Genomic DNA, 26010 nt, shown 5'->3' with positions numbered 1-26010 from the left:
CCCGCTTAGAGCGCTAAACCTTTTCACCCCATCTTTCCGGGCTGATTCCAGCACCTCTCATAACCTCGCGATGCTGCTCGATGACGTACTTCTGTGAGTTGATTGTCGCCCAGGAATCGCAAGCGTCGCGCAACAGATCAGATATCCGGCTGTCCGCGTCTCTCAGCTTTACCCTGAGCTTGTCACGCTCGAGCGTTGTGCATGTCGATGAGCTTCGTGACGTGCTTGCGATATCGGTCGACCTCGTCGCGCAGCAGTCTGTTTTCTTCCGCCACCAAGTGAGCGTGCTGTTTAAGCATCTGTTCCTCGGTGGGGCAAAACGGCCAGTCTTCGGCGTAGTCGATGTTCATGGTGGATGACTCTCGGTAGCTGTATGTTCATACAGTATTTGAGTCTTTCAGCTTTGGGGAGTGGTATTCGTCGGCAGGACGCCGGAGATTGGTGAGTTCTGGAATTGGCGACTGAGCACCCAAAAAGGGCTTACTGAGTAGATTGTCCGTAAGCCCTGACTTCTAAATTGGTGCCCGTGAGCTGATATTATCGATGTTAGCTTTGAAGAAAGGGAAGCAATGCTAAAGCTGTAGGCCCTGAGACGAGCATCAGGCTCTGGGAGAACGTCACGAGCTCATTGGCTTTCCCTATTGCGTCTACCATTCGCTTGACCACGCTCATCCCTTTTTCGGAGGATTTCCCGATTAAGTCGCTGTGCCTGTGAATAGACGCGATTGCCTCATCGACAGTACCTTCTAGATCTGCGGTGCCGCCGGTCATGTAGTCCAAAAGAGACTTTCTGATAGCCTCAAGGTGCTTAACAAAAAGCTTTTTAACGTCAGAATTTAAGTCGGATTTGAGGCATTCACTCAGCAAAGTACTGAGCTTATCGACGAGTTCAGCAATTTTTGCAGCGTTTTCCGGCTGCGCTGCGGGAAATTCTAACCTCAATGCCAAGTCGCCAAATTTGAGGGCGGACATAGTTTCAACGTTTAGTAGCGATTTGTACTGCTGCCACGGATTGTCCAAGGAGCAGGTAGAGAGAAGCTTGTCGATATTTTTAAATGGAGACAGGTAAAGACTCTTGTCGCCTTTAACATACGTCTCAATTGCATTCCTTGCAGTCACGGAAAGCTCCATCAGCATCCCTAAGCCCTGTACCAAAAGTCGAGGCTCGTTGGGCTTGCATCCTAGTACCGTGGCCCAAGCGTATAGGGAGGAGATGTTCCCAGACAAATCTGCAGCTTTAGTCATGTACCCCAGAAGCTTGCCCACCGGGTTGTTAGTGTTTTCCGTTGTCATTTATCACCTTCTCCGTGCTGTCATTAAGTGGGCATTACCAAGCCAAAACGGCCCCTAAAGGCACAAAAAAGGCACTTGCGATAAACGCTAAGTGCCTGATTTGTATAGCTTGTTTGGTGGAGCCGGGGGGATTTGAACCCCCGTCCGCCAGTACTCCGCTGTCGGTACTACATGCTTAGCCGTGTCTATTAAGTTAACCCTCAGCGACCCGACGGGCAGGGTGCTTTGGGCGAGTTGTGTAAGTTTTAGTCGCTTCGTCCACAACGTACTAGGCGACGATCCTGTTCTATATGACAATCATTTCGGGTTTACAGGCATCCCCTGATGATTGCTGGAGCCGAAGCTACCAGAAGGAAGGCTAGCACCGCTTACGCGGCGAGAGCGTATTCCCCGTAGGTTTCGTCATTGGCAACTATAGAAAGTTGCAACAGTGGATTTACGAGTTCTGTTACCAACTCGGCATGCACCTAAAGTTTCATCACCGGCGTCGAATCCAAATCGGCCCCGAGACTGCTTTCGCAATCGCTGGGGCGGAGTGTACGCCAATTGGCGTGGCACGTCGACCCGTCTGCTGCAATCGTTCAGGCCAGCCTGAGTGGCTGGCCTGCTCGAAGGTTTACTTGGTGCCTTCGCTGCCCGAACCGGTGTTTTTCAGGGAAGTGATGGTCTTGGTGGTGATCTCAACGCATTTTTTCTCGTCATTCTGCGCTTGGGCCGCTTTGGCGTTCTTCACAGTGGTCTCGAGCATGGTCTTGTTTTCGGGACTCAAGTTGGTGCTGGACGAGGTGTTGGCGTTTTCGATGGTCTTGATGTTTGCAGCGCACAAATCATCGGCGGCAAAAACCGGCGAAGCCAACAGGGCGGCGCTGAGGAACAATCCAGTGAGGGCGGTACGCTTCATGTGTGTCTCCTTATAACCTGTGGACTCGGTATGGCCGGTATTTGAGGCCGTCGCCCGAGGGTTTGAAAGCCCGTTTAACAGTTGGGCCTAAAGGATTGACTGTGGTGTGACGCAGGCGTTCTATTTTATTTTCGGAATACTGCGAAATAGCCACATTGCGCATTCAAGCACCAAAATGAGGCGATCTTCGCTTTGGGGTATCGAACGGGTTTAAGCGGGGGAGTGGAGAGGGGGGTGGGATAAAGGGGTGGATACGAAGTGCCAAATGTCCGGGTCAGGACATTTGGCACACGCCAGCGCCAAGGGCTAGTCTTCCTTGCCTTTGGAGCGCACGGCACGCTGCAGCTCACGGTCCGAATCGCGTTCACGTTCGGTGTGGCGCTTGTCGTATTCCTTCTTGCCTTTACCCAGCGCAATTTCGCACTTCACCAGGTGCTCCTTCCAGTAAACGGATAGGGCTACGCAGGCATAGCCTTTCTGCTGAACCGAGCTGGTGAGCTTTTCGAGCTCGCGCTTGTTCAGCAGCAGTTTGCGGGTGCGTGTCGGGTCAGCGATGACGTGTGTGCTGGCAGTCTTGAGAGGCGTGATGTGGCAACCCATCAGCCAGGCCTCGCCATCCTTGAGCAGCACATAACTGTCGACCAGCTGTACCTTGGTGGCACGCAGGCTTTTTACTTCCCAGCCAGACAGGACCAGACCGGCCTCGAACTTGTGTTCGATGAAGTAATCGTGACGCGCTTTCTTATTTTGCGCGATGGTCCCTGTAGGGTGTTTCTTGAGCTTAGCCATAGGGGGCGCATTATAGGCAGTTGCATCAATGTCGGCTACGGGAAAGCGCGTGCTTGAGCACAAAGGTTGAATCCCGGACAATGCGCGATCTTTTTTGGCTGGGCGTTTCGATAATGTCGACGGACAAGGTTTCGGTCCACGGTAGCTGGGCAAGTCGCTGGGTGTTCATCCTGGCTGCTACCGGCTCTGCTGTGGGGCTGGGCAGTATCTGGAAATTTCCGTACATGGTCGGTGCCTATGGCGGCGGTGCATTTGTACTGGTTTTTCTGGCGTGCATCGCGCTGATCGGTATTCCGGTCATGATCGCCGAGACGCTGATTGGCCGTCGTTCCCGGCTCAGTCCTGCGAATGCGCTCAAGACGCTGGCGCAGGAAGCCGGGCATTCGCCGCGCTGGTCCTGGGGTGCGTTTGCCGGGATGATCACGGCGCTGCTGATTCTCTCCTTTTATAGTGTGGTGGGCGGCTGGTCGCTGGATTACATCATCGACATGGGGCGCGGCGACTTTCAAGGCGTGTCGCCGGATCAGGTAGGTGCGTATTTCGGTGCGGTGATTGCCGACCCATGGCGTCTGATTCTGTGGCACACCATTTTCATGCTGCTGTCGGCGGTGGTGATCGGCAAGGGTGTCGAGGCCGGGCTGGAGAAAAGCCTGCGCATCATGATGCCGATGCTGTTCCTGCTGATGCTCGCGCTGTTGGGCTATAGCCTGACCACAGGGCATTTCATGGAAGGCGTGCATTTCATGTTCGACTTCAACCCGGAGAAGGTGCTGGATGGCTTGCTGCCCGCGATGGGCCATGCGTTCTTTTCCCTGAGCGTCGGTGTCGGCTCGATCATGGTTTACGGCGCGTACATGACCAAAGGCGCGTCGATCAGCAGTACGGTCGTCGGTATCGCGTTGCTCGATACCTTCGTTTCGCTGTTGGCCGGCCTTGCGCTGTTCCCGATCGTGTTTGCTGCGGGCCTTAACCCCAGCGAGGGGCCGGGCCTTATGTTCGTTACGCTGCCTTACGCGTTCGGCAACGTCGCATTCGGCCAATTGATGGGCATCGTGTTCTTCGTGCTGGTGGCCGTCGCAGCCTGGAGTTCGGCGATTTCGTTGCTAGAGCCAATGGTCGCCTACCTGGTCGAGCGCACCCGTATTCGCCGTGCCTGGGTGACGTTCTGGCTGGCCTTTACCTGCTGGTTTGTGGGCCTCGGCACGGTGTTCTCGTTCAATATCTGGCAAAAAGCCAAGTTTTTCGTGAACGATGGAGGCGCATTCCACCTCTATCAATGGGGCGCATCGACTGGCCTGGACTTCTTCGGAGTCATTGATTTCTTCACTTCGCGGATCATGTTGCCGCTGGGTGGGTTGTGTTTTGTAGTATTCGCTGGTTGGGTGATGGGCCGTGAGACGGTGCGCGACGAATTGTCGATTCGCAGTCCGCTGCTCTTCAACCTGACGTACTTTTTGATGCGCTACGTGGCGCCGCTCGGCATTCTTGTGGTGTTTGCCGCTCAGCTCTGGAAATGACGCTCACATGACTACGCATATACAACGCTCTGCTTTACTGCCTTACCCGGCCGGGTTCCTTTATGACCTGGTCAATGATGTGGCTCGTTATCCCGAGTTCCTGCCGTGGTGTTCGTCCGCTACCGTGGTTGAAGCCAGTGAGGCGCAGATGCGCGCCAGCCTGGAGATCGCCAAGGGCGGTCTGAGCCAGAAGTTCATGACGCGCAACACGCTGGTTCCCGGCGAGTCGATCGTGATGGACCTGGTCGAAGGGCCTTTCGAACAGTTTCACGGCGTCTGGACGTTCAAGCCGCTGGGCGAGAAGGCCTGCAAGATCAGTCTGGATCTGTCCTTCGATTATGCCGGCACCCTCGTTCGCGCCACACTGGGGCCACTGTTCAATCAGGCAGCCAACACGCTGGTGGATGCGTTCTGCCAGCGAGCGAAAGAGCTGCATGGCTGACGCATCGATTCAGATAGAGGTGGTCTACGCCTCTGTACAACGCCAGGCATTGAAGACGATCGATGTCCCGGCCGGGTCTTCGGTACGTCAGGCGCTGGCACTCAGCGGTATGGACAAGGAGTTTCCCGAGCTGGATCTTGGTCAGTGTGCCGTGGGTATCTTCGGCAAAGTGGTGGCTGATCCTGCTGCGCGGGTGCTCGAGGCGGGTGAGCGGATAGAGATTTATCGCCCGTTGGTGGCCGACCCCATGGAGATCAGACGTCTGCGTGCCGCCAAGGCGCGTGAGAAAAGAACGCCTCCCGGCTGAGCTCGGGCTGAACGCTGGCTGAATGGAAGGCACAAAAAAGCCCGGCATGCCGGGCTTTTTGTTGGGCGCTTTGGACTACCGGGTGTTGGTGTCCAGCGGCTCCTGGGTCGGGACCGGTACGGTCTCGACGCTGTCCACGTCCTTCTGGATTGTATCCAGCAACGAACCTGGCTTGGCCGGTTCTTCAGGCTGCTGCACTGGCTGGTTCTCTGCCGGGACAGTGGTGTCGCTGCCCTTGCCGAGAATGGCTTCATCGCGGCTGACGCCGGGCATGAAGTCGCCAGACAGGCTCACGAGCTGGTCATTGCCGTTGAATATAAGGCTGACACGCTCCTGCTGGCGTTCACCGCCACCTGGTTGCAGGCTGTACAGGTAATCCCACCGATCGGAGTGGAAAGTGTCGGTCAACAGGGGGTTGCCCATGATAAACCGTACTTGCCGCCGGGTCATTCCGGGGCGTAACTGGTCTATCATGTCCTGCGTGACGACATTACCCTGCTGGATGTCGATTTTGTAAACCCCGGGGAATGAACAACCGGCGAGTGCGAGCAGTCCCACGAAGGTGAAACTGGTTAGCAAGAGCTTGGTGTTTTGCATCGGTGGGCGACTTCCACTATCTTGGCTGGGACAACGTAAACTCCGATCATACCTGCATTAAGAGAAGCTGCGAAGCAGCGTCTGCGAGAAAGCTGACCATGGTTGAAAATAACGAACTACGTAAAGTAGGACTCAAGGTAACCTTACCGCGGGTCAAAATACTGCAAATGCTCGACTCTGCAGAGCAACGCCACATGAGTGCCGAGGATGTTTACAAGGCTCTGATGGAGGCCAGCGAGGACGTCGGTCTGGCCACGGTTTACCGTGTTCTGACTCAGTTCGAGTCCGCTGGACTGGTGGTGCGCCACAATTTCGATGGCGGTCATGCGGTATTCGAGCTGGCTGATGGCGGCCACCACGACCACATGGTCAACGTGGAGTCGGGTGAGGTGATCGAATTCTTCGACGAAGAAATCGAGAAGCTTCAGAAAGCCATCGTCGAAAGACACGGCTTTGACCTGGTGGACCACAATCTGGTGCTCTACGTCCGCAACAAGAAGGCGTAATCAGCAACAGGGGCGACCGCGGTCGCCTTTGTGCTTTCTATGGCTCAGCTTTTAGCCGTAACGACCATCTTTTTGGCGTGCGCCAGAGATTCCTTGGTCAGGTCGATGCCGCCCAGCATTCGGGCGACTTCCTCTATACGTTCAGTCTTGCTGAGCTTGGACACGGCGGTGCGCGTTGCGTCGTTGTCCCGCACCTTGTGCACGAACAGGTGCTGATGGCCCTGCGCCGCGACCTGCGGCAGGTGAGTGACGGTCATGACCTGGCCGCGCTCGCCCAGGCGACGCAGCAGTTGCCCCACGATCTCGGCGGTCGGCCCGCCAATCCCCACATCCACTTCATCGAATACCAGCGTCGGCACCCGCGAAGTTTGTGCGGTGATGACCTGAATTGCCAGGCTGATGCGCGACAGTTCGCCACCCGACGCGACTTTCGCCAGTGCTTTGAGTGGTTGGCCGGGGTTGGCGCTGACCAGTAGCTCTACCTGCTCCAGGCCGTGAGGCGAGGGTTCTACGCTGGCGTTGGCTTTGAGGTCGATCTGGAAACGGCCGCCGGGCATGCCCAGACGATGAATTTCCTGTTCTACAGCGCTGGCCAGTTTCGTCGCCGAATTGTGACGCAGGTCGCTCAGCTCGCGGGCTTTATCCTGATAGTGCCTGGCAAATGCCTGCACTTCATGCTCCAGCCGTTCGATGGATTCGTCGTTGGCATTCAGTGTTTCTATTTCATCCAGCAGCTTTTGTTGCAGTGTCGCGACTTCGCCCGGCTGGATGCGGTGTTTGCGCGCCAGTGTGTAAATGGCATCGAGACGTTCTTCAAGCTGTTGCAGTCTGGCCGGATCGGCATCGAAGTGATCCAGAAAACGATTCAGTTCGCCTACGGCTTCTTCTACCTGTATCTGCGCGCTGGACAGCAGCCCTGTGGCTTCGCTGAGGGCGGAGGGTGAATGGTCGACGCTGCCAAGACGATGCAGGCTGGCGGTCAGGGCATTGAGTACGTTGCCGGAATCGCTTTCGCTGCACTGCTCGACCACTTGTCGGCAAATGCTCAGCAGGCTTTCGGCGTTGGTCAGGTCCTTGTGTTCCTGTTCGAGCTGTTCAAGCTCGTTTTCACCCAGGCTCAGGCTTTCCAGTTCTTCGAGCTGATAGCTCAGCAACTGATGCCGTGCGCGTTGCTCGTCACCCGAGTTGGAGAGGCGTTCGAGCTCCTGCCGCGTCTGCCGCCAGCGCTGTGCAGCGAGATGGACCTGACGGGCCAGATCGGTCGCACCCGCGTATTCGTCGAGCAGGCGTCGATGTGTATCGGTCTTGAGCAGCGACTGGTGCTCATGCTGGCTGTGAATATCGATGAGCAGTTCGCCCAGCGCTTTAAGGTCGCCCTGAGGGCAGGGCGAGCCATTGATATAAGCGCGTGACCGGCCTTCGGCCGTGATGACCCGGCGCAGGATGCAGGGGCCGTCGTTGTCCAGGTCGCGCTCTTTGAGCCAGGTCTGTGCCTCGGGAATGTCGCCCAGGTCGAACGTGGCCAGGATGTCGGCCTTGTCGGCGCCTGGCCGGACCACGCCGCTGTCGGCACGGTCGCCCAGGGTCAGGCCGAGGGCGTCGAGCATGATCGACTTGCCCGCGCCGGTTTCGCCGGTGATGACGCTCATGCCTCGATCCAGTTCAAGGTCAAGGTGTTCGACAATGGCGTAGTTGTGTACGGAAAGGTGCACCAGCATTGAGCGGCTCCCGGGCTGTTTGTCTGGTTATTTATACAGTGTTTTATTTGTGGCTGACAATGCCCTTGCTTAGCTCGATTTGATCGGTCTGTAGTGGTTTTTAGTCCCTCTTGTGTCAAGTCGCCATTTTTTGTTGGGCTGGAATCCGGATTATTTGTCAGGGAATGCGTATCTCGATCACATGAAACCCTTGAAGCCGGAAAATCCGATCCCATATAGGTGGGCAGAAGCGCGAATCGGGATCGCGGACGTCTTTAGAGGAGAACATGTATGGCTGACGAACAGAATCTGGATGCGCAGGCGCAGGATCAGGCTGCCGAAGCGGGCGCGGGTGATGAACTGACAACTCGCGTGCAGGTGCTCGAAGAGCAACTGGCTGCTGCGCAGGACCAATCCCTTCGCGTGGCTGCGGATCTGCAGAATGTCCGCCGCCGTGCCGAACAGGATGTTGAAAAGGCGCACAAGTTTGCGCTGGAAAAATTTGCCGGTGATCTGTTGCCGATCATCGACAGTCTGGAGCGAGGCCTTGATCTGTCCAGTCCGGACGATGAAAGCATTCGCCCGATGCGTGAAGGCATCGAGCTGACCTTGAAGATGTTCCAGGACACCCTCAAGCGTTATCAGTTGGAAGCCATCGATCCACACGGTCAACCGTTCAGTGCCGACCAGCACCAGGCTATGGCCATGCAGGAAAGTGCCGACGTTGAGCCCAATACGGTGCTCAAGGTATTTCAGAAGGGTTATCAGCTTAATGGTCGCCTGCTGCGCCCGGCCATGGTCGTGGTCAGCAAGGCACCATCGCCTGCAACGCCGTCAATCAACGAGCAGGCTTGAAATCAGCTGTAAGGCCCCCATTTAAAGGTCAAGCGTTTAAGAGCTACCGCACGGTGTAAACGCACTGGCGGCAACCCAATCCAAGTTTTGCAAGTTTCGGGAGAGTCAAAGATGGGCAGAATTATCGGTATCGACCTGGGGACTACCAACTCCTGCGTCTCCATTCTGGAAAACGGTAACGTCAAGGTTATCGAGAACGCCGAAGGTACTCGTACTACACCTTCGATCATTGCTTATGCAAATGATGGAGAGATCCTGGTCGGTCAGTCCGCCAAGCGTCAGGCGGTCACCAACCCGCACAACACCCTCTATGCGGTAAAGCGTCTGATCGGTCGCAAGTTCGAAGAGGAAGTCGTTCAGAAAGACATCCAGATGGTCCCTTACAAGATCGTCAAAGCTGACAACGGTGATGCCTGGGTTGAAGTGAATGGCCAGAAAATGGCGCCTCCTCAGATCTCCGCTGAAATCCTGAAGAAAATGAAGAAGACTGCCGAAGACTATCTCGGTGAAGCGGTTACCGAAGCGGTCATTACCGTTCCGGCCTACTTCAACGACAGTCAGCGTCAGGCTACCAAGGACGCTGGCCGTATCGCCGGTCTGGACGTCAAGCGCATCATCAACGAACCTACCGCAGCTGCACTGGCTTACGGTATGGACAAGGCCAAGGGCGACCACACTGTCATCGTTTATGACCTGGGTGGCGGTACCTTCGACGTTTCGGTCATCGAGATCGCTGAAGTCGATGGCGAGCACCAGTTCGAAGTGTTGGCCACCAACGGCGACACGTTCCTGGGGGGTGAAGACTTCGACATTCGTCTGATCGACTACTTCGTCGACGAATTCAAGAAAGAAAGCGGCATGAACCTCAAGGGTGATCCGCTGGCGATGCAGCGTCTTAAAGAAGCTGCCGAAAAAGCCAAGATCGAGCTGTCTTCCAGCACCCAGACCGAAGTCAATCTGCCTTACATCACTGCAGACGCAACCGGTCCTAAGCACCTGGTAGTGAAGATCTCCCGCTCCAAGCTGGAATCGCTGGTTGAAGACCTGGTTCAGCGCACCATCGAGCCTTGCCGCATGGCGTTGAAAGACGCGGGTATCGATATCAGCAAGATCAACGACGTGATTCTGGTCGGTGGTCAGACGCGTATGCCGCTGGTGCAGAAGCTGGTGACCGAGTTCTTCGGCAAAGAAGCACGTAAAGACGTCAACCCTGACGAAGCCGTTGCCATGGGTGCTGCCATTCAGGGCGCAGTATTGGCCGGTGATGTCAAAGACGTTCTGCTGCTGGACGTCAGCCCGCTGACCCTGGGTATCGAAACCATGGGCGGCGTGATGACTGCGCTGATCGAGAAAAACACCACGATTCCTACCAAGAAATCCCAGGTGTTCTCGACTGCCGATGACAACCAGAACGCGGTAACCATCCACGTCCTGCAGGGCGAGCGTAAGCAAGCCGGTCAGAACAAGTCGCTGGGCAAGTTCGACCTGGCCGAGATTCCACCTGCTCCACGTGGCGTGCCACAGATCGAAGTGACCTTCGACATCGACGCAAACGGCATCCTGCACGTTGGCGCGAAAGACAAGGCCACCGGCAAGCAGCAGTCCATCGTGATCAAGGCCAACTCCGGTCTGTCCGAGGAAGAAATTCAGCAGATGGTTCGCGATGCTGAAGTCAACTCCGAAGAAGATCGCAAGTTCGAAGAGCTGGCCTCTGCCCGTAACCAGGGTGATGCGCTGGTCCACTCGACTCGCAAGATGATCGCTGACGCGGGTGACAAGGTCACTGCTGAAGAGAAGACTGCGGTAGAAGCTGCACTGGTTGCTCTGGAAGCCGCTATCAAAGGCGACGACAAGGCCGCCATTGAAGCCAAGGTTGAAGAGCTGTCCAAGGTTTCCGCGCCAATCGCTCAGAAGATGTACGCCGAGCAGGCTGAAAACCCGGACGCTGCGGCCAAGCCAGCTGAAGAAACTGCCAAGGCTGACGATGTTGTCGACGCCGAGTTTGAAGAAGTAAAAGACCACAAGTAAGCGCAGGCTCACTTGAAAGCCGGTTGACCTCTTTCGAGCGCTGACTGGTAGGATGTCGCCGCGCGGGAGCTTGCTCCCGCGTTGGCGTGTCTGGAACAAGCAAAAATTTCGGCGTGCGGAGTTGCTCCGCAAGCCACGTGGCAAGATCGCGACGCTCCTGCGTGGCGAATCATTCTGCCGCTTTCTCGGCCGGATGCATCTGGCTCTGAACGAAGACCAGGATCGTTGAATCGACGTGAGTTGGGTCCGGGCCTGTATGGGGCTCAACGAGTTTGGTGTGGCTCAGGAGAGCTTTCGCCGAACGTCCTCAAGAGTGCGGAAGAATTATGGCAAAGCGTGATTATTACGAAGTGTTGGGAGTGGAGCGAGGCTCCAGCGAGGCGGACCTGAAGAAGGCTTATCGCCGTCTGGCGATGAAGCATCACCCTGACCGCAACCCTGATGACAAAGCATCGGAAGAGCTGTTCAAAGAGGCCAACGAGGCCTACGAAGTGCTTTCCGACGCCAGCAAGCGCGCGGCCTACGATCAGTATGGCCATGCCGGTGTCGACCCGAGCATGGGTGGCGGCGGTGGTTTTGGTGGCGGTGCCGGTGGCGCCAACTTCTCCGATATCTTCGGTGATGTGTTCAGCGACTTCTTTGGCGGCGGCCGTGCCGGTGGCGGCGGTGGTCGTGGCGGCGCTCAGCGCGGCAGCGACCTGCGCTATACGCTGGAGCTGAATCTGGAGGAGGCAGTTCGCGGTACTAACGTGAATATCCGCGTTCCGACGCTGGTCAACTGCAAGCCATGCGACGGCAGCGGTGCCAAGAAGGGTTCTTCGCCTGTCACATGCCCTACGTGCGGTGGTATTGGTCAGGTGCGCATGCAGCAGGGTTTCTTCTCTGTGCAGCAAACCTGCCCGCGCTGTCACGGCCACGGCAAGATCATTTCCGATCCGTGCGATTCCTGCCATGGCGAAGGCCGCGTCGAAGAGTCCAAGACGCTTTCCGTCAAAGTGCCGCCAGGTGTCGATACCGGTGACCGCATTCGTCTGTCTGGCGAAGGCGAGGCGGGTACCCAGGGTGGCCCTACCGGCGACCTGTATGTCGTGATCAATGTGCGCGAACACGCGATCTTCCAGCGTGACGGCAAGCACCTGTTCTGCGAAGTGCCTATCAGCTTCACCGATGCAGCGCTGGGCGGCGAGCTTGAAGTGCCGACGCTCGACGGTCGCGTCAAACTGAAAATCCCCGAAGGTACCCAGACCGGCAAGCAGTTCCGCTTGCGTGGCAAGGGCGTCGCTCCGGTGCGTGGCGGCGGTGCCGGTGACTTGATGTGCCGTGTTGCAGTCGAAACCCCGGTGAACCTGAGCAAGCGCCAGCGCGAGCTGCTTGAAGAGTTCCGCACCTCGCTTGAAAACGACGAGTCTCACTCTCCGAAAGCCAGTGGCTGGTTTGAGGGTGTGAAGCGTTTCTTCGGCGATCTGTAAGGCTATCAACGGGAGCAGGGCATGCGACGTATTGCTGTAGTAGGCGCCGCCGGGCGTATGGGCAAGACCTTGATCGAGGCGGTTCAGCAGGCACCGGGCGCCGGCTTGACCGCCGCTATTGATCGTCCTGACAGCACGCTGGTGGGCGCTGATGCGGGCGAACTGGCTGCGCTGGGTCGTATCGGCGTGCCGCTGTCGGGTGATCTGGCAAAGGTGGCGGACGAGTTCGACGTTTTGATCGACTTCACTCATCCTTCGGTGTCGCTGAAAAATCTGGCGTTCTGTCGCAAGGCAGGCAAGGCAATGATTATCGGTACCACCGGTTTCAGTGCGGAAGAAAAGCTGCGTCTGGAAGAGGCGGGTAAAGATATTCCGATCGTCTTTGCTGCCAACTTCAGCGTCGGTGTGAATCTGTGTCTGAAGCTGCTCGACACCGCTGCGCGCGTTCTGGGTGATGAGGTTGATATCGAAATCACCGAGGCGCACCATCGGCACAAGGTCGACGCGCCGTCCGGCACCGCCTTGCGTATGGGTGAAGTGGTTGCCAATGCGCTGGGTCGTGATCTGGAAAAGGTTGCGGTCTACGGTCGTGAGGGGCAGACCGGTGCGCGTGATCGCCAGACCATCGGGTTTGCGACCATTCGTGCCGGTGACGTGGTGGGTGATCACACCGTGCTGTTCGCCGCGGACGGTGAGCGGGTCGAGATCACGCACAAGGCATCCAGTCGCATGACCTTCGCCAAGGGTGCCGTTCGGGCTGCAATGTGGCTCGACGGCAAGGCACCTGGGCTTTACGACATGCAGGATGTGTTGGGTCTGCATTGATTTCATACAGGACCATTCGTGGCCCTGTCGCATTTCCCCGCATTTCAGGCTCATTGGTGGTAGACCAAAATGGGCCTTTTCTGTAAGCTACAGCTTTAGTGTGTCCACTAAAAGCGCGCAGATGATTCCATAAGAAAGCGGGGTGACGTAACTACGTCATTCCGCTTTTTTGCAGCCTGCGATCGCCCTTTCAGGTTTTATTTACGGGAGGTCTTCTTGACTAAGCCAGCCATACTCGCCCTTGCTGATGGCAGCATTTTTCGCGGCGAAGCCATTGGAGCCGACGGCCAGACCGTTGGTGAGGTGGTGTTTAACACCGCAATGACAGGCTATCAGGAAATTCTTACCGATCCTTCCTACGCCCAGCAGATCGTTACCCTGACTTACCCGCATATCGGCAACACCGGCACCACCCCTGAAGACGCAGAGTCGGATCGCGTTTGGTCCGCCGGCCTGGTCATTCGCGACCTGCCTCTGGTAGCCAGCAACTGGCGTAACAAGCTGTCCCTCGGTGATTACCTGAAAGCCAACAACGTCGTTGCCATCGCTGGCATCGACACGCGTCGCCTGACCCGCATCCTGCGTGAGAAAGGCGCCCAGAACGGCTGCATCCTGGCCGGTGATAACATCACCGAAGAGGCGGCCATTGCCGCTGCTCGCAGCTTTCCGGGCCTCAAGGGCATGGATCTGGCCAAGGAAGTCTGCACCAAGGATACCTACGAGTGGCGTTCCAGCGTCTGGGATCTGAAAACTGACAGCCACCCTGAAATCGCCGCGTCCGAGCTGCCTTATCATGTGGTCGCCTACGATTACGGCGTCAAGGTCAACATCCTGCGCATGCTGGTCGAGCGCGGTTGCCGCGTAACCGTGGTGCCTGCACAAATGCCTGCCAGTGAAGTGCTCGCCTACAAGCCGGACGGCGTTTTCCTGTCCAACGGCCCAGGTGATCCGGAGCCGTGCGATTACGCCATCAAGGCGATCAGGGAAGTGCTGGAAACCGACATTCCGGTGTTCGGCATCTGCCTGGGCCACCAGTTGCTGGCGCTGGCCGCGGGTGCCAAGACCGTGAAGATGGGTCACGGCCACCACGGTGCCAACCATCCGGTCCAGGATCTGGACACCGGTGTGGTCATGATCACCAGCCAGAACCACGGTTTTGCGGTGGATGAGGCGACCCTGCCGAGCAACGTTCGCGCCATTCACAAGTCGCTGTTCGACGGCACCCTGCAGGGTATCGAGCTGACCGACAAGAGCGCATTCAGCTTCCAGGGTCACCCTGAAGCGAGCCCGGGCCCGAACGACGTCGCGCCTTTGTTCGATCGCTTTATCGAAGCCATGGCCAAGCGCCGCTGACCGGTTGCCTTGAGACGGTAATACGCAGGTGCCCAGGGCGGCCCCGGACTCAATGTCCGGTCGCTGCCGCCTAGGCCACCTCAGACAAATGTTCAAGACGGCTTGCCGACTGACCTGCGGATTTGAGTGACAACCCATGCCAAAACGTACAGATATTAAAAGCATCCTGATTCTCGGCGCCGGCCCCATCGTGATCGGCCAGGCCTGTGAATTCGACTACTCCGGCGCCCAGGCCTGCAAGGCTCTGCGCGAGGAGGGTTACCGCGTCATCCTGGTGAACTCCAACCCGGCCACCATCATGACTGACCCGGCCATGGCCGACGCCACCTACATCGAGCCGATCAAGTGGCAGACCGTTGCCAAGATCATCGAAAAAGAGCGTCCTGACGCACTGCTGCCAACCATGGGCGGCCAGACGGCTCTGAACTGCGCACTGGATCTGGAGCGCGAAGGCGTTCTGGAGAAGTTCGGTGTCGAAATGATCGGCGCCAACGCCGACACCATCGACAAGGCAGAAGACCGTTCGCGTTTCGACAAGGCGATGAAGTCCATCGGCCTGGCGTGCCCGCGCTCCGGTATCGCGCACAGCATGGAAGAAGCCAACGCGGTGCTTGAAAAGCTCGGCTTCCCTTGCATCATCCGTCCTTCGTTCACCATGGGTGGTACCGGCGGCGGTATTGCTTACAACCGTGAAGAGTTCGAAGAAATCTGCGCCCGTGGTCTGGACCTGTCGCCAACCAAGGAGCTGCTGATCGACGAATCGCTGATCGGCTGGAAAGAGTACGAAATGGAAGTTGTCCGCGACAAAAAGGACAACTGCATCATCGTTTGCTCGATCGAAAACTTCGACCCGATGGGTGTGCATACCGGTGATTCGATCACCGTGGCGCCTGCACAGACCCTGACCGACAAGGAATACCAGATCCTGCGTAATGCCTCGTTGGCAGTGCTGCGCGAGATCGGCGTTGAAACCGGTGGTTCCAACGTTCAGTTCGGCATCTGCCCGAACACCGGCCGTATGGTCGTGATCGAGATGAACCCGCGTGTATCGCGCTCCTCGGCGCTGGCCTCCAAGGCGACCGGCTTCCCGATCGCCCGCGTTGCCGCCAAGCTGGCCGTCGGCTACACCCTCGACGAGCTGTCGAACGAAATCACTGGCGGCAAGACCCCGGCTTCGTTCGAACCGTCGATCGACTACGTCGTCACCAAGCTGCCGCGCTTTGCCTTCGAGAAATTCGCCAAGGCGGATGCGCGTCTGACCACTCAGATGAAGTCGGTCGGTGAAGTGATGGCCATCGGCCGTACCTTCCAGGAATCCCTGCAGAAAGCCCTGCGCGGTCTGGAAGTCGGTGTGTGCGGTCTTGATCCGAAACTGGATCTGAGCCATCCGGAAAGCATGAGCACGCTCAAGCGCGAGCTGACCGTGCCGGGCGCCGAGCGTATCTGGTACGTCGCCGATGCCTTCCGCGCCGGTATGACGGTCGAAGAAATCTTCGCCATGAACATGATCGACCCGTGGTTCCTGGTGCAGATCGAAGACCTGATCAAGGACGAAGAGAAGATCAAGACCCTGGGTCTGTCGGCGATCGACCGCGACCTGATGTTCCGTCTCAAGCGCAAGGGCTTCTCTGATGCGCGTCTGGCCAAGCTGCTGGGCGTTACCGAGAAAAACCTGCGGACTCATCGTCACAAGCTGGAAGTGTTCCCGGTCTACAAGCGCGTCGACACCTGCGCCGCCGAGTTCGCAACCGACACCGCGTACCTGTACTCGACCTACGAGGAAGAGTGCGAAGCCAACCCTTCGACGCGTGACAAGATCATGATCCTGGGTGGCGGCCCGAACCGTATCGGCCAGGGTATCGAGTTTGACTACTGCTGCGTGCACGCCGCGCTGGCACTGCGTGAAGACGGTTACGAGACCATCATGGTCAACTGCAACCCGGAAACCGTCTCCACTGACTACGACACCTCGGACCGCCTGTACTTCGAGCCTGTTACCTTGGAAGACGTGCTGGAAATCGTCCGTGTCGAGAAGCCGAAAGGTGTGATCGTCCAGTACGGTGGCCAGACGCCTCTGAAACTGGCGCGTGCTCTTGAGGCCGCCGGCGTACCGATCATCGGTACCAGCCCTGATGCCATCGACCGTGCCGAAGACCGCGAGCGCTTCCAGCACATGGTTGAGCGTCTGAACCTGCGTCAGCCGCCAAACGCCACGGTGCGCAGCGAAGACGAAGCGATTCGTGCCGCAGCGAAGATCGGTTATCCACTGGTGGTGCGTCCGTCCTATGTACTGGGTGGCCGTGCGATGGAAATCGTTTACCAGGAAGACGAACTCAAGCGTTACCTGCGCGAAGCGGTTCAGGTGTCCAACGACAGCCCTGTGCTGCTGGACCACTTCCTGAACTGCGCAATCGAGATGGACGTCGATGCGGTCTGCGACGGTACTGATGTGGTGATCGGCGCGATCATGCAGCACATCGAGCAGGCGGGCGTTCACTCTGGTGACTCCGCGTGCTCGCTGCCGCCTTACTCGCTGCCGGCTCACATCCAGGACGAAATGCGTGAGCAGGTCAAGAAGATGGCGCTGGAACTGGGCGTTGTCGGCCTGATGAACGTGCAGCTGGCGCTTCAGGGCGAAGACATCTACGTCATTGAAGTCAACCCGCGCGCATCGCGTACCGTGCCGTTCGTTTCCAAGTGCATCGGTGTTTCCCTGGCGATGGTCGCTGCCCGCGTGATGGCAGGCAAAACCCTGAAAGAGCTGAACTTCACCAAGGAAATCATTCCGAACTTCTACAGCGTGAAAGAGGCAGTGTTCCCGTTTGCCAAATTCCCTGGCGTTGACCCGATCCTCGGCCCGGAAATGAAATCGACCGGTGAAGTGATGGGTGTGGGTGATACCTTCGGTGAAGCGTTTGCCAAGGCCCAGATGGGCGCGAGCGAAGTGCTGCCAACTGGCGGTACCGCGTTCATCAGCGTACGTGACGATGACAAGCCTCTGGTTGAAGCGGTCGCTCGTGACCTCATCAATCTCGGTTTCGAGATCGTTGCCACCGCAGGCACTGCCAAGCTGATCGAAGCGGCAGGCCTGAAAGTGCGTCGCGTCAACAAGGTGACCGAAGGCCGTCCGCATGTGGTCGATATGATCAAGAATGACGAAGTCACCTTGATCATCAACACCACCGAAGGTCGCCAGTCGATCGCGGATTCCTACTCCATCCGTCGCAACGCCCTGCAGCACAAGATTTATTGCACCACTACTATTGCAGCAGGCGAAGCGATTTGTGAAGCGCTCAAGTTTGGTCCGGAGAAGACCGTACGTCGCTTGCAGGATCTCCATGCAGGATTGAAGGCATGATCAAATACCCAATGACCGTCCAGGGCGCTCGCGCCCTGGAAGAAGAACTGACCCACCTGACCAAGGTGGTCCGTCCCAAGTTGAGCCAGGACATCGGTACTGCGCGCGAACTGGGCGACCTCAAGGAAAACGCCGAATACCATGCTGCCCGCGAGCAGCAGGGGATGGTCGAGGCGCGTATACGTGATATCGAAGGCCGCATGCAGAACGCTGTGATCATCGACGTCACGACTATTCCGCACACCGGCAAGGTGATTTTCGGCACGACAGTCGAAATCGCTAACGTCGAGACTGACGAAAGCGTGGTCTATCAGATCGTGGGCGAGGACGAAGCGGATATCAAGAAAGGCAAGATTTCAGTGGGCTCGCCCATTGCCCGTGCCTTGATTGCCAAGGAAGAAGGTGATGTCGTCGTGGTGAAAACGCCGAGTGGCGTTATCGAGTACGAAATCATCGAAGTACGTCACATCTGATGCTGGCGCCCGTTTTACGGGCGCTTTCAGCGGCAAAAAAGAGTCAGGGCACGCTTTTGGCGGCCCTGACTTCTGTTTTTATCCGTGTGCGCGGTGGACGTTGGACAGTTGCTTGTTTACCTTTGGGTTCTTGCGATAGATCAACGCCATTTTGCCGATGACCTGAACCAGGTCGGCAGAACCGGCCTTGCACAGTTCTGCGATGGCACCGAGACGGCTTTCGCGGTCGAGGATGTTGAGCTTGATCTTGATCAGCTCATGATCGCTCAGTGCGCGTTCAAGCTCTGCAAGTACACCTTCAGTCAAACCATTGTCAGCCACGATCAATACCGGTTTCAGATGGTGGCCAATGGATTTGTATTGTTTCTTCTGCTCTGGAGTGAGCGGCATAATCTGACCTCTGCGTCTGATCTTTTAAAAGCGGCGGCCAGTTTACCCGAGCGAGTCCGGGACCGCCCAGTTAATCACGACTCGTTTATTTTTGAGGTGCCCCGTGGCCCGTTCCAAGACAAGCCATAACTGGCTCAAAGAACACTTCGACGACAAGTACGTCAAAATGGCGCAGAAGGACGGTTACCGTTCGCGTGCCAGTTACAAGCTGCTGGAGATTCAGGAAAAGGACAAGCTCATCCGTCCGGGCATGACCGTGATCGACCTCGGCGCAGCGCCGGGAGGCTGGTCGCAGGTGACCAGTCGTCTGATCGGCGGTCAAGGTCGTCTGATCGCTTCCGACATCCTTGAAATGGACAGCATCCCCGATGTGACCTTCATTCAGGGTGATTTTACCGAGGATGCGATTCTTGAGCAGATCCTGGAGGCAGTCGGTAATACGCAGGTAGACCTTGTGATTTCCGATATGGCCCCCAATATGAGTGGATTGAGCGCTGTAGATATGCCGCGTGCAATGTTTCTCTGCGAATTGGCGCTCGATCTTGCTGGTCGGGTACTACGTCCCGGTGGCGATTTTCTGATCAAGGTCTTCCAGGGTGAAGGCTTCGATGTCTACCACAAGGATATTCGCAAGCTGTTCGACAGGGTGCAGATGCGCAAACCGTCGTCGTCCCGCGACAGGTCACGCGAGCAATACCTGCTGGCTCGCGGCTTTCGCGGCATTGATGGCGCAGCCAGCATCGAGCGGTTTTGACAAGGCGCGATAGCTTTTTTCAAATGGCGTTGCCGATGCAGCATGACTGAACATTATGTTGTCAAAGTTTCACAAAGGGTTACAGACGGTGTCTGCCGTATCTGTAGGTTCTGTAGTAAGTTAGGCCGGTGAATATCATGCGAGGCACGCTTGCTGCGTGGAGCTTGCTTCAGAGGGTAGCTAATTGAACGATATGGCAAAGAATTTGATCCTGTGGTTGATCATCGCGGCTGTCCTGGTGACGGTGATGAACAACTTCTCCAGCCCTAACGAGCCGCAGAACCTCAACTATTCCGAGTTCATCCAGCAGGTCAAGGATGGCAAGGTCGAGAAGGTTTCTGTCGACGGCTACGTCATTACGGGCAAGCGCAGCGATGGCGACACCTTCAAGACCATCCGCCCGAACATCCCGGACAATGGCCTGATCGGTGATCTGGTCAGCAACAACGTCGTGATCGAAGGCAAGCAGCCTGAGCAGCAGAGCATCTGGACCCAGTTGCTGGTGGCCAGCTTCCCGATACTGGTGATCATCGCGGTGTTCATGTTCTTCATGCGCCAGATGCAGGGCGGGGCGGGCGGCAAGGGCGGCCCGATGAGCTTCGGCAAGAGCAAGGCGCGTCTGCTGTCCGAAGATCAGGTAAAGACCACCCTGGCTGACGTTGCCGGTTGCGACGAGGCCAAGGAAGAAGTCGGCGAGCTGGTCGAATTCCTACGTGATCCGGGCAAGTTCCAACGCCTGGGCGGTCGAATCCCGCGCGGTGTGCTGATGGTCGGCCCTCCCGGTACCGGTAAAACGCTGATCGCCAAGGCCATTGCTGGCGAAGCGAAGGTTCCGTTCTTTACCATTTCCGGTTCCGACTTTGTCGAGATGTTCGTGGGTGTCGGTGCGAGCCGCGTTCGCGACATGTTCGAGCAAGCCAAGAAACACGCGCCATGCATCATCTTCATCGACGAAATCGACGCAGTCGGTCGCCATCGTGGTGCCGGCATGGGCGGTGGTCACGACGAGCGCGAGCAAACGCTCAACCAGTTGCTGGTCGAGATGGACGGTTTTGAAATGAATGACGGCATCATCGTCATTGCCGCAACCAACCGTCCTGACGTACTGGACCCGGCGCTGCTGCGTCCAGGTCGTTTCGACCGCCAGGTAGTTGTAGGTCTGCCGGATATTCGTGGTCGCGAGCAGATCCTCAAGGTTCACATGCGCAAGGTTCCGATGGGCGAAGACGTCAACGCAGGCGTTATCGCTCGCGGTACGCCGGGCTTCTCCGGTGCGGATCTGGCCAACCTGGTCAACGAAGCGTCGCTGTTCGCTGCTCGCTCCGGCAAGCGCGTTGTAGAAATGAAAGAGTTCGAACTGGCCAAGGACAAGATCATGATGGGCGCCGAGCGCAAATCGATGGTCATGTCCGATAAGGAAAAGCGCAATACGGCTTACCACGAGGCGGGTCACGCTATCGTTGGGCGCCTGGTGCCAGAGCATGATCCGGTCTACAAGGTCTCCATCATCCCGCGTGGTCGTGCGCTGGGTGTGACGATGTTCCTGCCGGAAGAAGACCGTTACAGCCTGTCCAAGCGTGCGTTGATCAGCCAGATCTGCTCGCTGTACGGTGGTCGTATTGCGGAAGAAATGACCCTTGGCTTCGATGGCGTCACAACCGGTGCCTCCAATGACATCATGCGTGCCAGCCAGATTGCCCGGAACATGGTCACCAAGTGGGGGCTGTCTGAAAAACTCGGCCCGCTGATGTACTCGGAAGACGAGGATGCAGGTTACCTGGGGCGCGGCAGCAGCCAGAACTCCAGTGTTTCCGGCGATACTGCCAAGCTCATCGACTCCGAAGTGCGCAGCATCATCGACCACTGTTACGGCACCGCCAAGCAGCTGTTGACGGATAATCGCGACAAACTGGAAGCGATGGCCGACGCGTTGATGAAGTACGAAACGATTGATGCCGACCAGATCGACGACATCATGACCGGTCGTACTCCGCGTGAGCCGCGTGACTGGGGTGGTGGTTCGGGGACCAACGGTACTCCGATCACGCCTGACCCTCGTCCGGAAACTCCGATTGGCGGCCCTGCTGCCGAGCACTAAGGTCTGACATGACATCTGCGCTGTATCCAACCCGGTTGCCTTGCGGCAACCGGGTTCTTGATTTGGCCCATACGCATGTAATGGGTATCCTCAACGCAACCCCAGACTCATTTTCCGATGGTGGCCGCTACAGCCAGCGCGATGCTGCGTTGCGTCATGCCGAGGCAATGGTGCAGGCCGGCGCCACGCTTATCGATGTCGGTGGCGAGTCAACCCGGCCGGGTGCGCGTGCTGTCTCTGCGTCGGAAGAGGTGGAGCGTGTGGCTCCGGTGGTCGAGGTCATCGCGCGCGAGCTGGATGTGATCATCTCTGTGGACACCTCCACGCCTGAGGTCATGCTGGCGACGGCTGGGCTGGGTGCAGGGCTTATCAACGACGTTCGCTCGCTGCAGCGCCCTGGCGCGCTTGAGGCGGCCGCAAGCACCGGTTTGCCGGTCTGTCTCATGCACATGCTCGGCGAGCCCGGAACCATGCAGAATGACCCGCACTACGAAGATCTGGTGGGCGAGGTTTGTGCCTTCCTGGCTGAGCGGATGAAACAGTGTGTTGCGGCAGGAATCGGTCAGCAGCAGATCATTCTTGATCCGGGCTTTGGCTTTGCCAAGACACTGGAGCACAATCTGAGCCTGTTCAAGCATATGGAAGCGCTGCATGCGCTCGGCCGCCCTTTGCTGGTGGGTGTTTCGCGCAAGAGCATGATCGGTGCTGTGCTGGGGCGTCCCGTCGACCAGCGTCTGTCCGGCGGGCTCGCCCTGGCGGTTCTGGCGATGGCCAAGGGGGCAAGAATTCTGCGTGTGCATGATGTCGCCGAAACGGCTGACGTGGTGCGCATGATCGCAGCTGTCGAAGCAGCTGAATAACAACAGTGGGGCATCTATGACTACCAGAAAATATTTCGGAACCGACGGCATTCGCGGTCGCGTAGGGCAATTTCCGATCACGCCCGAGTTCATGCTGAAACTGGGCTGGGCGGCGGGCATGGCTTTCCGCAAGATGGGCGCCTGCCGGATTCTCGTCGGCAAGGACACGCGCATCTCCGGCTACATGTTCGAGTCCGCTCTCGAGGCTGGTCTCTCCGCTGCGGGTGCTGACGTTCTCTTGCTGGGGCCGATGCCGACACCGGCCATCGCCTACCTGACACGTACCTTCCATGCCGAGGCTGGCATCGTCATCAGCGCCTCGCATAACCCGCACTACGACAACGGCATCAAGTTCTTCTCCGGTCAGGGCACCAAGCTGCCTGACGAGATCGAGATGATGATCGAAGAGTTACTCGACGCGCCGATGACCGTGGCCGAGTCCGAGAACCTCGGCAAGGTCTCGCGGATCAACGATGCTGCCGGGCGTTACATCGAATTCTGCAAAAGCAGCGTGCCTACCAGCACCGATTTCGCCGGCCTCAAGGTCGTCATCGACTGCGCCCACGGTGCGACCTACAAGGTGGCACCCAACGTATTTCGTGAACTGGGCGCGCAGGTAGTGGTGCTTTCCGCGCAGCCTGACGGGCTCAACATCAACAAGGCCTGTGGCTCCACGCATATGGAAGCCCTGCAGGCGGCCGTGCTTGCCGAGCATGCGGACATGGGCATCGGTTTCGACGGTGATGGCGACCGCGTGTTGATGGTCGATCATACCGGGACCATCGTCGATGGTGATGAATTGCTTTACATCATCGCCCGCGACCTGCACGAGCGGGGACGCTTGCAGGGCGGCGTAGTGGGTACATTGATGAGCAATCTGGGGCTTGAACTGGCCCTGGCTGAGCAAGGTATTCCCTTTGTTCGGGCCAATGTCGGTGACCGTTATGTGATCGCCGAGTTGCTCGAGCGCAACTGGCAGATCGGCGGTGAAAACTCCGGTCATATCGTCTGTTTCCAGCACGCCACAACCGGTGATGCGATTATCGCCTCATTGCAGGTGATATTGGCTCTGCGCCGAAGTGGCGTAAGTCTGGCCGAAGCGCGTCTGAAATTGCGCAAATGCCCGCAGATCCTGATTAACGTGCGCTTCGCCGGGTCGGGTGTAGACCCGGTTTCGCATCCGTCGGTCCAGGAAGCCTGCGCCCGCGTCACCGAGCAGATGGCCGGGCGTGGCAGGGTGCTGCTGCGCAAATCGGGTACCGAGCCGCTGGTGCGCGTGATGGTCGAAGGCGAGGACGAAACGCAGGTCAGGGCGTACGCCGAAGAACTCGCAAAACTGGTTACTGAAGTTTGCGCCTGATTTCGGCTTGCCAGTGTCGGAACTGTTGGGTAACATCTGCGCCCACTTTGACCCACGAGGTGTAGCATGCGTCGCCCAATGGTAGCTGGTAACTGGAAAATGCACGGTACCCGCGCCAGCGTCGCTGAGCTGATCGAGGGTTTGTGCAAGCAGTCGTTGCCAGGCAGCGTCGATATCGCCGTGATGCCTGCCAGTCTGTTTACACATCAGGTGATCGAGGGGCTCAAGGCAACATCGATCATCGTTGGTGCGCAGGATGCAGCCATTCAGGCTGAGCAAGGCGCGCTGACAGGTGAGGTTGCATCGAGTCAGCTGGCTGATGCAGGTTGCAAGCTGGTACTTGTCGGGCACTCCGAGCGTCGTCAGTTGATTGGCGAACAGGATGATGTCTTGAACAAGAAGTTTGCGGCGATCCAGGCGAAAGGTCTGACACCTGTGCTCTGCGTAGGTGAAACGCTTGAAGAGCGCAAGGCGGGGCAAACGCTCGAAGTGGTAGGACGTCAGCTGGACAGTGTCATCGCCGAGTTTGGTGTCAATGCACTGGTCAATGCTGTCATTGCCTACGAGCCGGTCTGGGCCATTGGCACCGGATTGACTGCTTCGCCTCAGGAAGCGCAGGAAGTGCACGCAGCCATCCGTGCGCAACTGGCAAAAGAGAATGCCGAAGTCGCACAAGGCGTGCGACTTCTCTATGGCGGCAGCGTGAAGGCGGCCAATGCGGTCGAGCTCTTCAGCATGCCGGATATCGATGGGGGGCTCATTGGTGGAGCTTCCCTGAATGCAGATGAGTTCGGTGCGATCTGTCGCGCCGCGGGAAACTGAAAAAATGCTGGAAACAGTCGTAATCGTTTTTCACCTGTTGGGCGCTCTGGGCGTTGTCGCTCTGGTATTGCTGCAGCAGGGTAAAGGTGCTGACGCAGGCGCGTCGTTCGGAGCAGGTGCATCAAATACTGTCTTCGGAGGTCAAGGAACCTCTACCTTTCTCAGTAAGTTTACTGCTATACTTGCCGCATGTTTTTTCATAACCAGCTTGGGGTTAGGTTACTTTGCTAAAGAGAAAGCTCAACAGCTGACTCAAGTAGGTTTGCCAGACCCGGCAGTACTGGAAGTGAAGCAAAAACCGGCAGCAGATGATGTACCGGTTCTCGAAGGGCAAAAGCCAGCCGCTGTTCCAGCTGACGTACCTCAAGCCCCAGAGAAGAAGTAAGACAGAATTCGGCGATGTTCGTGAGGTCGCCAAAAAGAGTTGTAATGCCGAGGTGGTGGAATTGGTAGACACGCAACCTTGAGGTGGTTGTGCCCATAGGGTGTAGGGGTTCGAGTCCCCTTCTCGGTACCAATTAAGCAGGAGAGCCCGCACTAGCGGGCTTTCTTGTAGGTGGATGTTGGATTGACCCAGCAATGGATCGGTCGTATACTTCCGCCCCAGCTTTGTCGCGGGGTGGAGCAGTTTGGTAGCTCGTCGGGCTCATAACCCGAAGGTCGTTGGTTCAAATCCAGCCCCCGCAACCAGTTTTAGCGGAGCCCCTTTTAAGGGGCTTTTTGTTAGCTGGACAGTACATGACGTCGATGTTCAGCGGCGTTTTCAGGGATGGGCTTTTGCCCATTTTTTTATTTCTAAAGCATGCACGAGGGGGTTCAGGTGTCGAGCAAGCTAGAACAGTTGCAGGACTTGTTGGCCCCAGTGGTCGTGGCCCTTGGCTATCAGTGCTGGGGAATTGATTTCAGTTCCCAGGGCAAGCATTCGGTGCTGCGCATTTATATCGACAAGGAAGGGGGCGTTCTGGTCGACGACTGCGCAATCGTCAGTCGCCAGATCAGCGGTGTGTTGGACGTAGAAGATCCAATCAGCACCGAGTACACCCTTGAAGTATCTTCTCCTGGCATGGAGCGCCCGCTGTTCACTATTGAGCAGTTTGCTTCGTACGCCGGGGAACAAGTGAAAATAAAGCTGCGTTCACCTTTCGAAGGTCGACGCAACTTTCAAGGCCTTCTCCGCGGGGTGGAGGAGCAGGATGTCGTGGTGCAGGTTGAAGACCATGAGTTCCTGTTGCCGATCGACATGATCGACAAGGCCAACATTATTCCCACGTTTGACTGAGACGTGCCGGTTACTGCGGATCCCGCGGATCCAATGG

The 26010-nt window shown here is 57.4% G+C and carries 24 protein-coding genes, 2 tRNA genes, 1 other RNA gene and 1 pseudogene; 20 read left to right on the top strand and 8 right to left on the bottom strand.

Features of this window, described 5'->3' with window-relative positions; all coding sequences use genetic code 11:
• Positions 1-13: 13 nt before the first annotated feature.
• From PI739_RS14290 to smpB, 5 genes and pseudogenes are all read right to left on the bottom strand, one after another.
• Positions 14-350: pseudogene (locus PI739_RS14290) on the bottom strand (hypothetical protein).
• A 196-nt stretch (positions 351-546) separates the two neighbouring features.
• Positions 547-1293, bottom strand: coding sequence for a hypothetical protein (locus PI739_RS14285; RefSeq protein WP_271351956.1), 747 nt, complete (start codon positions 1291-1293; stop codon positions 547-549).
• A gap of 114 nt (positions 1294-1407) precedes the next feature.
• Positions 1408-1799, bottom strand: a transfer-messenger RNA (tmRNA) gene (gene ssrA, locus PI739_RS14280).
• A gap of 110 nt (positions 1800-1909) precedes the next feature.
• Entirely contained in the window at positions 1910-2194 is a 285-nt protein-coding gene (locus PI739_RS14275) for a PA2433 domain-containing protein (protein ID WP_003364180.1), read from the bottom strand.
• A 306-nt stretch (positions 2195-2500) separates the two neighbouring features.
• Positions 2501-2983: an SsrA-binding protein SmpB gene (smpB, locus tag PI739_RS14270; protein WP_003313649.1), complete on the bottom strand. Its 483-nt coding sequence runs from the start codon at positions 2981-2983 to the stop codon at positions 2501-2503.
• 113 nt (positions 2984-3096) lie between these two features.
• Here smpB and PI739_RS14265 point away from each other — a divergent pair, with 113 nt between their 5' ends.
• Genes PI739_RS14265 through PI739_RS14255 form a run of 3 tightly spaced genes read left to right on the top strand, consistent with a single transcriptional unit; the run spans position 3097 to position 5249 of the window.
• On the top strand, positions 3097-4500 hold the full coding sequence (locus PI739_RS14265; RefSeq protein WP_024648070.1) for a sodium-dependent transporter: 1404 nt from the start codon (positions 3097-3099) through the stop codon (positions 4498-4500).
• A 7-nt stretch (positions 4501-4507) separates the two neighbouring features.
• Positions 4508-4942: a type II toxin-antitoxin system RatA family toxin gene (locus PI739_RS14260; protein ID WP_003431552.1), complete on the top strand. Its 435-nt coding sequence runs from the start codon at positions 4508-4510 to the stop codon at positions 4940-4942.
• The gene (locus tag PI739_RS14255) at positions 4935-5249 is read left to right on the top strand and encodes an RnfH family protein (protein ID WP_054082028.1); all 315 of its coding nucleotides are present in this window, start codon (positions 4935-4937) and stop codon (positions 5247-5249) included. Before PI739_RS14260 ends, PI739_RS14255 begins: the two co-directional genes overlap by 8 nt.
• A gap of 75 nt (positions 5250-5324) precedes the next feature.
• Here PI739_RS14255 and bamE read toward each other — a convergent pair whose 3' ends face one another.
• Complete coding sequence (gene bamE, locus PI739_RS14250; RefSeq protein WP_003431549.1) at positions 5325-5846, bottom strand: outer membrane protein assembly factor BamE; 522 nt, start codon at positions 5844-5846, stop codon at positions 5325-5327.
• Positions 5847-5944: 98 nt separating this feature from the next.
• Between bamE and fur the strand changes: the two genes are divergently transcribed.
• On the top strand, positions 5945-6352 hold the full coding sequence (gene fur, locus PI739_RS14245) for a ferric iron uptake transcriptional regulator (protein WP_003313643.1): 408 nt from the start codon (positions 5945-5947) through the stop codon (positions 6350-6352).
• A gap of 44 nt (positions 6353-6396) precedes the next feature.
• On the opposite strand, the gene recN is transcribed toward fur, so the two are convergent.
• On the bottom strand, positions 6397-8070 hold the full coding sequence (gene recN, locus PI739_RS14240; protein WP_003431547.1) for a DNA repair protein RecN: 1674 nt from the start codon (positions 8068-8070) through the stop codon (positions 6397-6399).
• Positions 8071-8340: 270 nt separating this feature from the next.
• Between recN and grpE the strand changes: the two genes are divergently transcribed.
• The 7 genes from grpE (at position 8341) to greA (ending at position 18410) form a co-directional block, all read left to right on the top strand.
• Positions 8341-8904: a nucleotide exchange factor GrpE gene (grpE, locus tag PI739_RS14235; RefSeq protein WP_003313642.1), complete on the top strand. Its 564-nt coding sequence runs from the start codon at positions 8341-8343 to the stop codon at positions 8902-8904.
• 111 nt (positions 8905-9015) lie between these two features.
• Positions 9016-10932 carry a molecular chaperone DnaK gene (gene dnaK / locus PI739_RS14230; RefSeq protein ID WP_003431542.1) on the top strand — a complete coding sequence of 639 codons (1917 nt, stop codon included), beginning with the start codon at positions 9016-9018 and terminating at the stop codon, positions 10930-10932.
• A 326-nt stretch (positions 10933-11258) separates the two neighbouring features.
• Positions 11259-12401 (top strand): molecular chaperone DnaJ, encoded by a 1143-nt coding sequence (gene dnaJ / locus PI739_RS14225; protein ID WP_003395180.1) that lies wholly within the window; start codon positions 11259-11261, stop codon positions 12399-12401.
• 21 nt (positions 12402-12422) lie between these two features.
• The gene (gene dapB / locus PI739_RS14220; RefSeq protein ID WP_054082029.1) at positions 12423-13226 is read left to right on the top strand and encodes a 4-hydroxy-tetrahydrodipicolinate reductase; all 804 of its coding nucleotides are present in this window, start codon (positions 12423-12425) and stop codon (positions 13224-13226) included.
• A 216-nt stretch (positions 13227-13442) separates the two neighbouring features.
• Positions 13443-14579, top strand: a complete 1137-nt coding sequence (gene carA, locus PI739_RS14215) for a glutamine-hydrolyzing carbamoyl-phosphate synthase small subunit (protein WP_003418841.1) — start codon at positions 13443-13445, stop codon at positions 14577-14579.
• A 136-nt stretch (positions 14580-14715) separates the two neighbouring features.
• Complete coding sequence (carB, locus tag PI739_RS14210; protein WP_003431538.1) at positions 14716-17937, top strand: carbamoyl-phosphate synthase large subunit; 3222 nt, start codon at positions 14716-14718, stop codon at positions 17935-17937.
• Complete coding sequence (gene greA, locus PI739_RS14205; protein WP_003400161.1) at positions 17934-18410, top strand: transcription elongation factor GreA; 477 nt, start codon at positions 17934-17936, stop codon at positions 18408-18410. The genes carB and greA overlap by 4 nt, the downstream gene beginning before the upstream one ends.
• Before the next feature lie 78 nt (positions 18411-18488).
• Here the strand turns inward: greA and PI739_RS14200 are convergent, their stop codons facing one another.
• On the bottom strand, positions 18489-18800 hold the full coding sequence (locus tag PI739_RS14200) for a YhbY family RNA-binding protein (protein WP_003340569.1): 312 nt from the start codon (positions 18798-18800) through the stop codon (positions 18489-18491).
• A 103-nt stretch (positions 18801-18903) separates the two neighbouring features.
• Here PI739_RS14200 and rlmE point away from each other — a divergent pair, with 103 nt between their 5' ends.
• From rlmE to rimP, 9 genes are all read left to right on the top strand, one after another.
• Positions 18904-19554 carry a 23S rRNA (uridine(2552)-2'-O)-methyltransferase RlmE gene (gene rlmE, locus PI739_RS14195; protein WP_054082030.1) on the top strand — a complete coding sequence of 217 codons (651 nt, stop codon included), beginning with the start codon at positions 18904-18906 and terminating at the stop codon, positions 19552-19554.
• A 193-nt stretch (positions 19555-19747) separates the two neighbouring features.
• Complete coding sequence (ftsH, locus tag PI739_RS14190) at positions 19748-21652, top strand: ATP-dependent zinc metalloprotease FtsH (RefSeq protein ID WP_003364143.1); 1905 nt, start codon at positions 19748-19750, stop codon at positions 21650-21652.
• An 8-nt stretch (positions 21653-21660) separates the two neighbouring features.
• Positions 21661-22512, top strand: a complete 852-nt coding sequence (folP, locus tag PI739_RS14185) for a dihydropteroate synthase (RefSeq protein WP_054082031.1) — start codon at positions 21661-21663, stop codon at positions 22510-22512.
• 16 nt (positions 22513-22528) lie between these two features.
• The gene (glmM, locus tag PI739_RS14180; protein WP_003431534.1) at positions 22529-23872 is read left to right on the top strand and encodes a phosphoglucosamine mutase; all 1344 of its coding nucleotides are present in this window, start codon (positions 22529-22531) and stop codon (positions 23870-23872) included.
• Between the two features lie 66 nt (positions 23873-23938).
• Positions 23939-24694 carry a triose-phosphate isomerase gene (tpiA, locus tag PI739_RS14175; protein WP_003364135.1) on the top strand — a complete coding sequence of 252 codons (756 nt, stop codon included), beginning with the start codon at positions 23939-23941 and terminating at the stop codon, positions 24692-24694.
• Between the two features lie 4 nt (positions 24695-24698).
• Positions 24699-25079, top strand: coding sequence for a preprotein translocase subunit SecG (gene secG / locus PI739_RS14170; protein ID WP_003313628.1), 381 nt, complete (start codon positions 24699-24701; stop codon positions 25077-25079).
• 46 nt (positions 25080-25125) lie between these two features.
• Positions 25126-25211, top strand: a tRNA-Leu gene (locus PI739_RS14165).
• Between the two features lie 96 nt (positions 25212-25307).
• Positions 25308-25384, top strand: a tRNA-Met gene (locus tag PI739_RS14160).
• A 130-nt stretch (positions 25385-25514) separates the two neighbouring features.
• Positions 25515-25973, top strand: coding sequence for a ribosome maturation factor RimP (gene rimP, locus PI739_RS14155; RefSeq protein WP_002555126.1), 459 nt, complete (start codon positions 25515-25517; stop codon positions 25971-25973).
• Positions 25974-26010 lie beyond the last annotated feature (37 nt).

Source organism: Pseudomonas cerasi (assembly GCF_027983475.1).
In the GTDB taxonomy this organism is placed as follows: Bacteria; Pseudomonadota; Gammaproteobacteria; order Pseudomonadales; family Pseudomonadaceae; genus Aquipseudomonas; species Aquipseudomonas cerasi.
The sequence above is the reverse complement of the archived record's forward strand: the minus strand, read 5'-3'. Positions and strand labels throughout refer to the sequence as shown.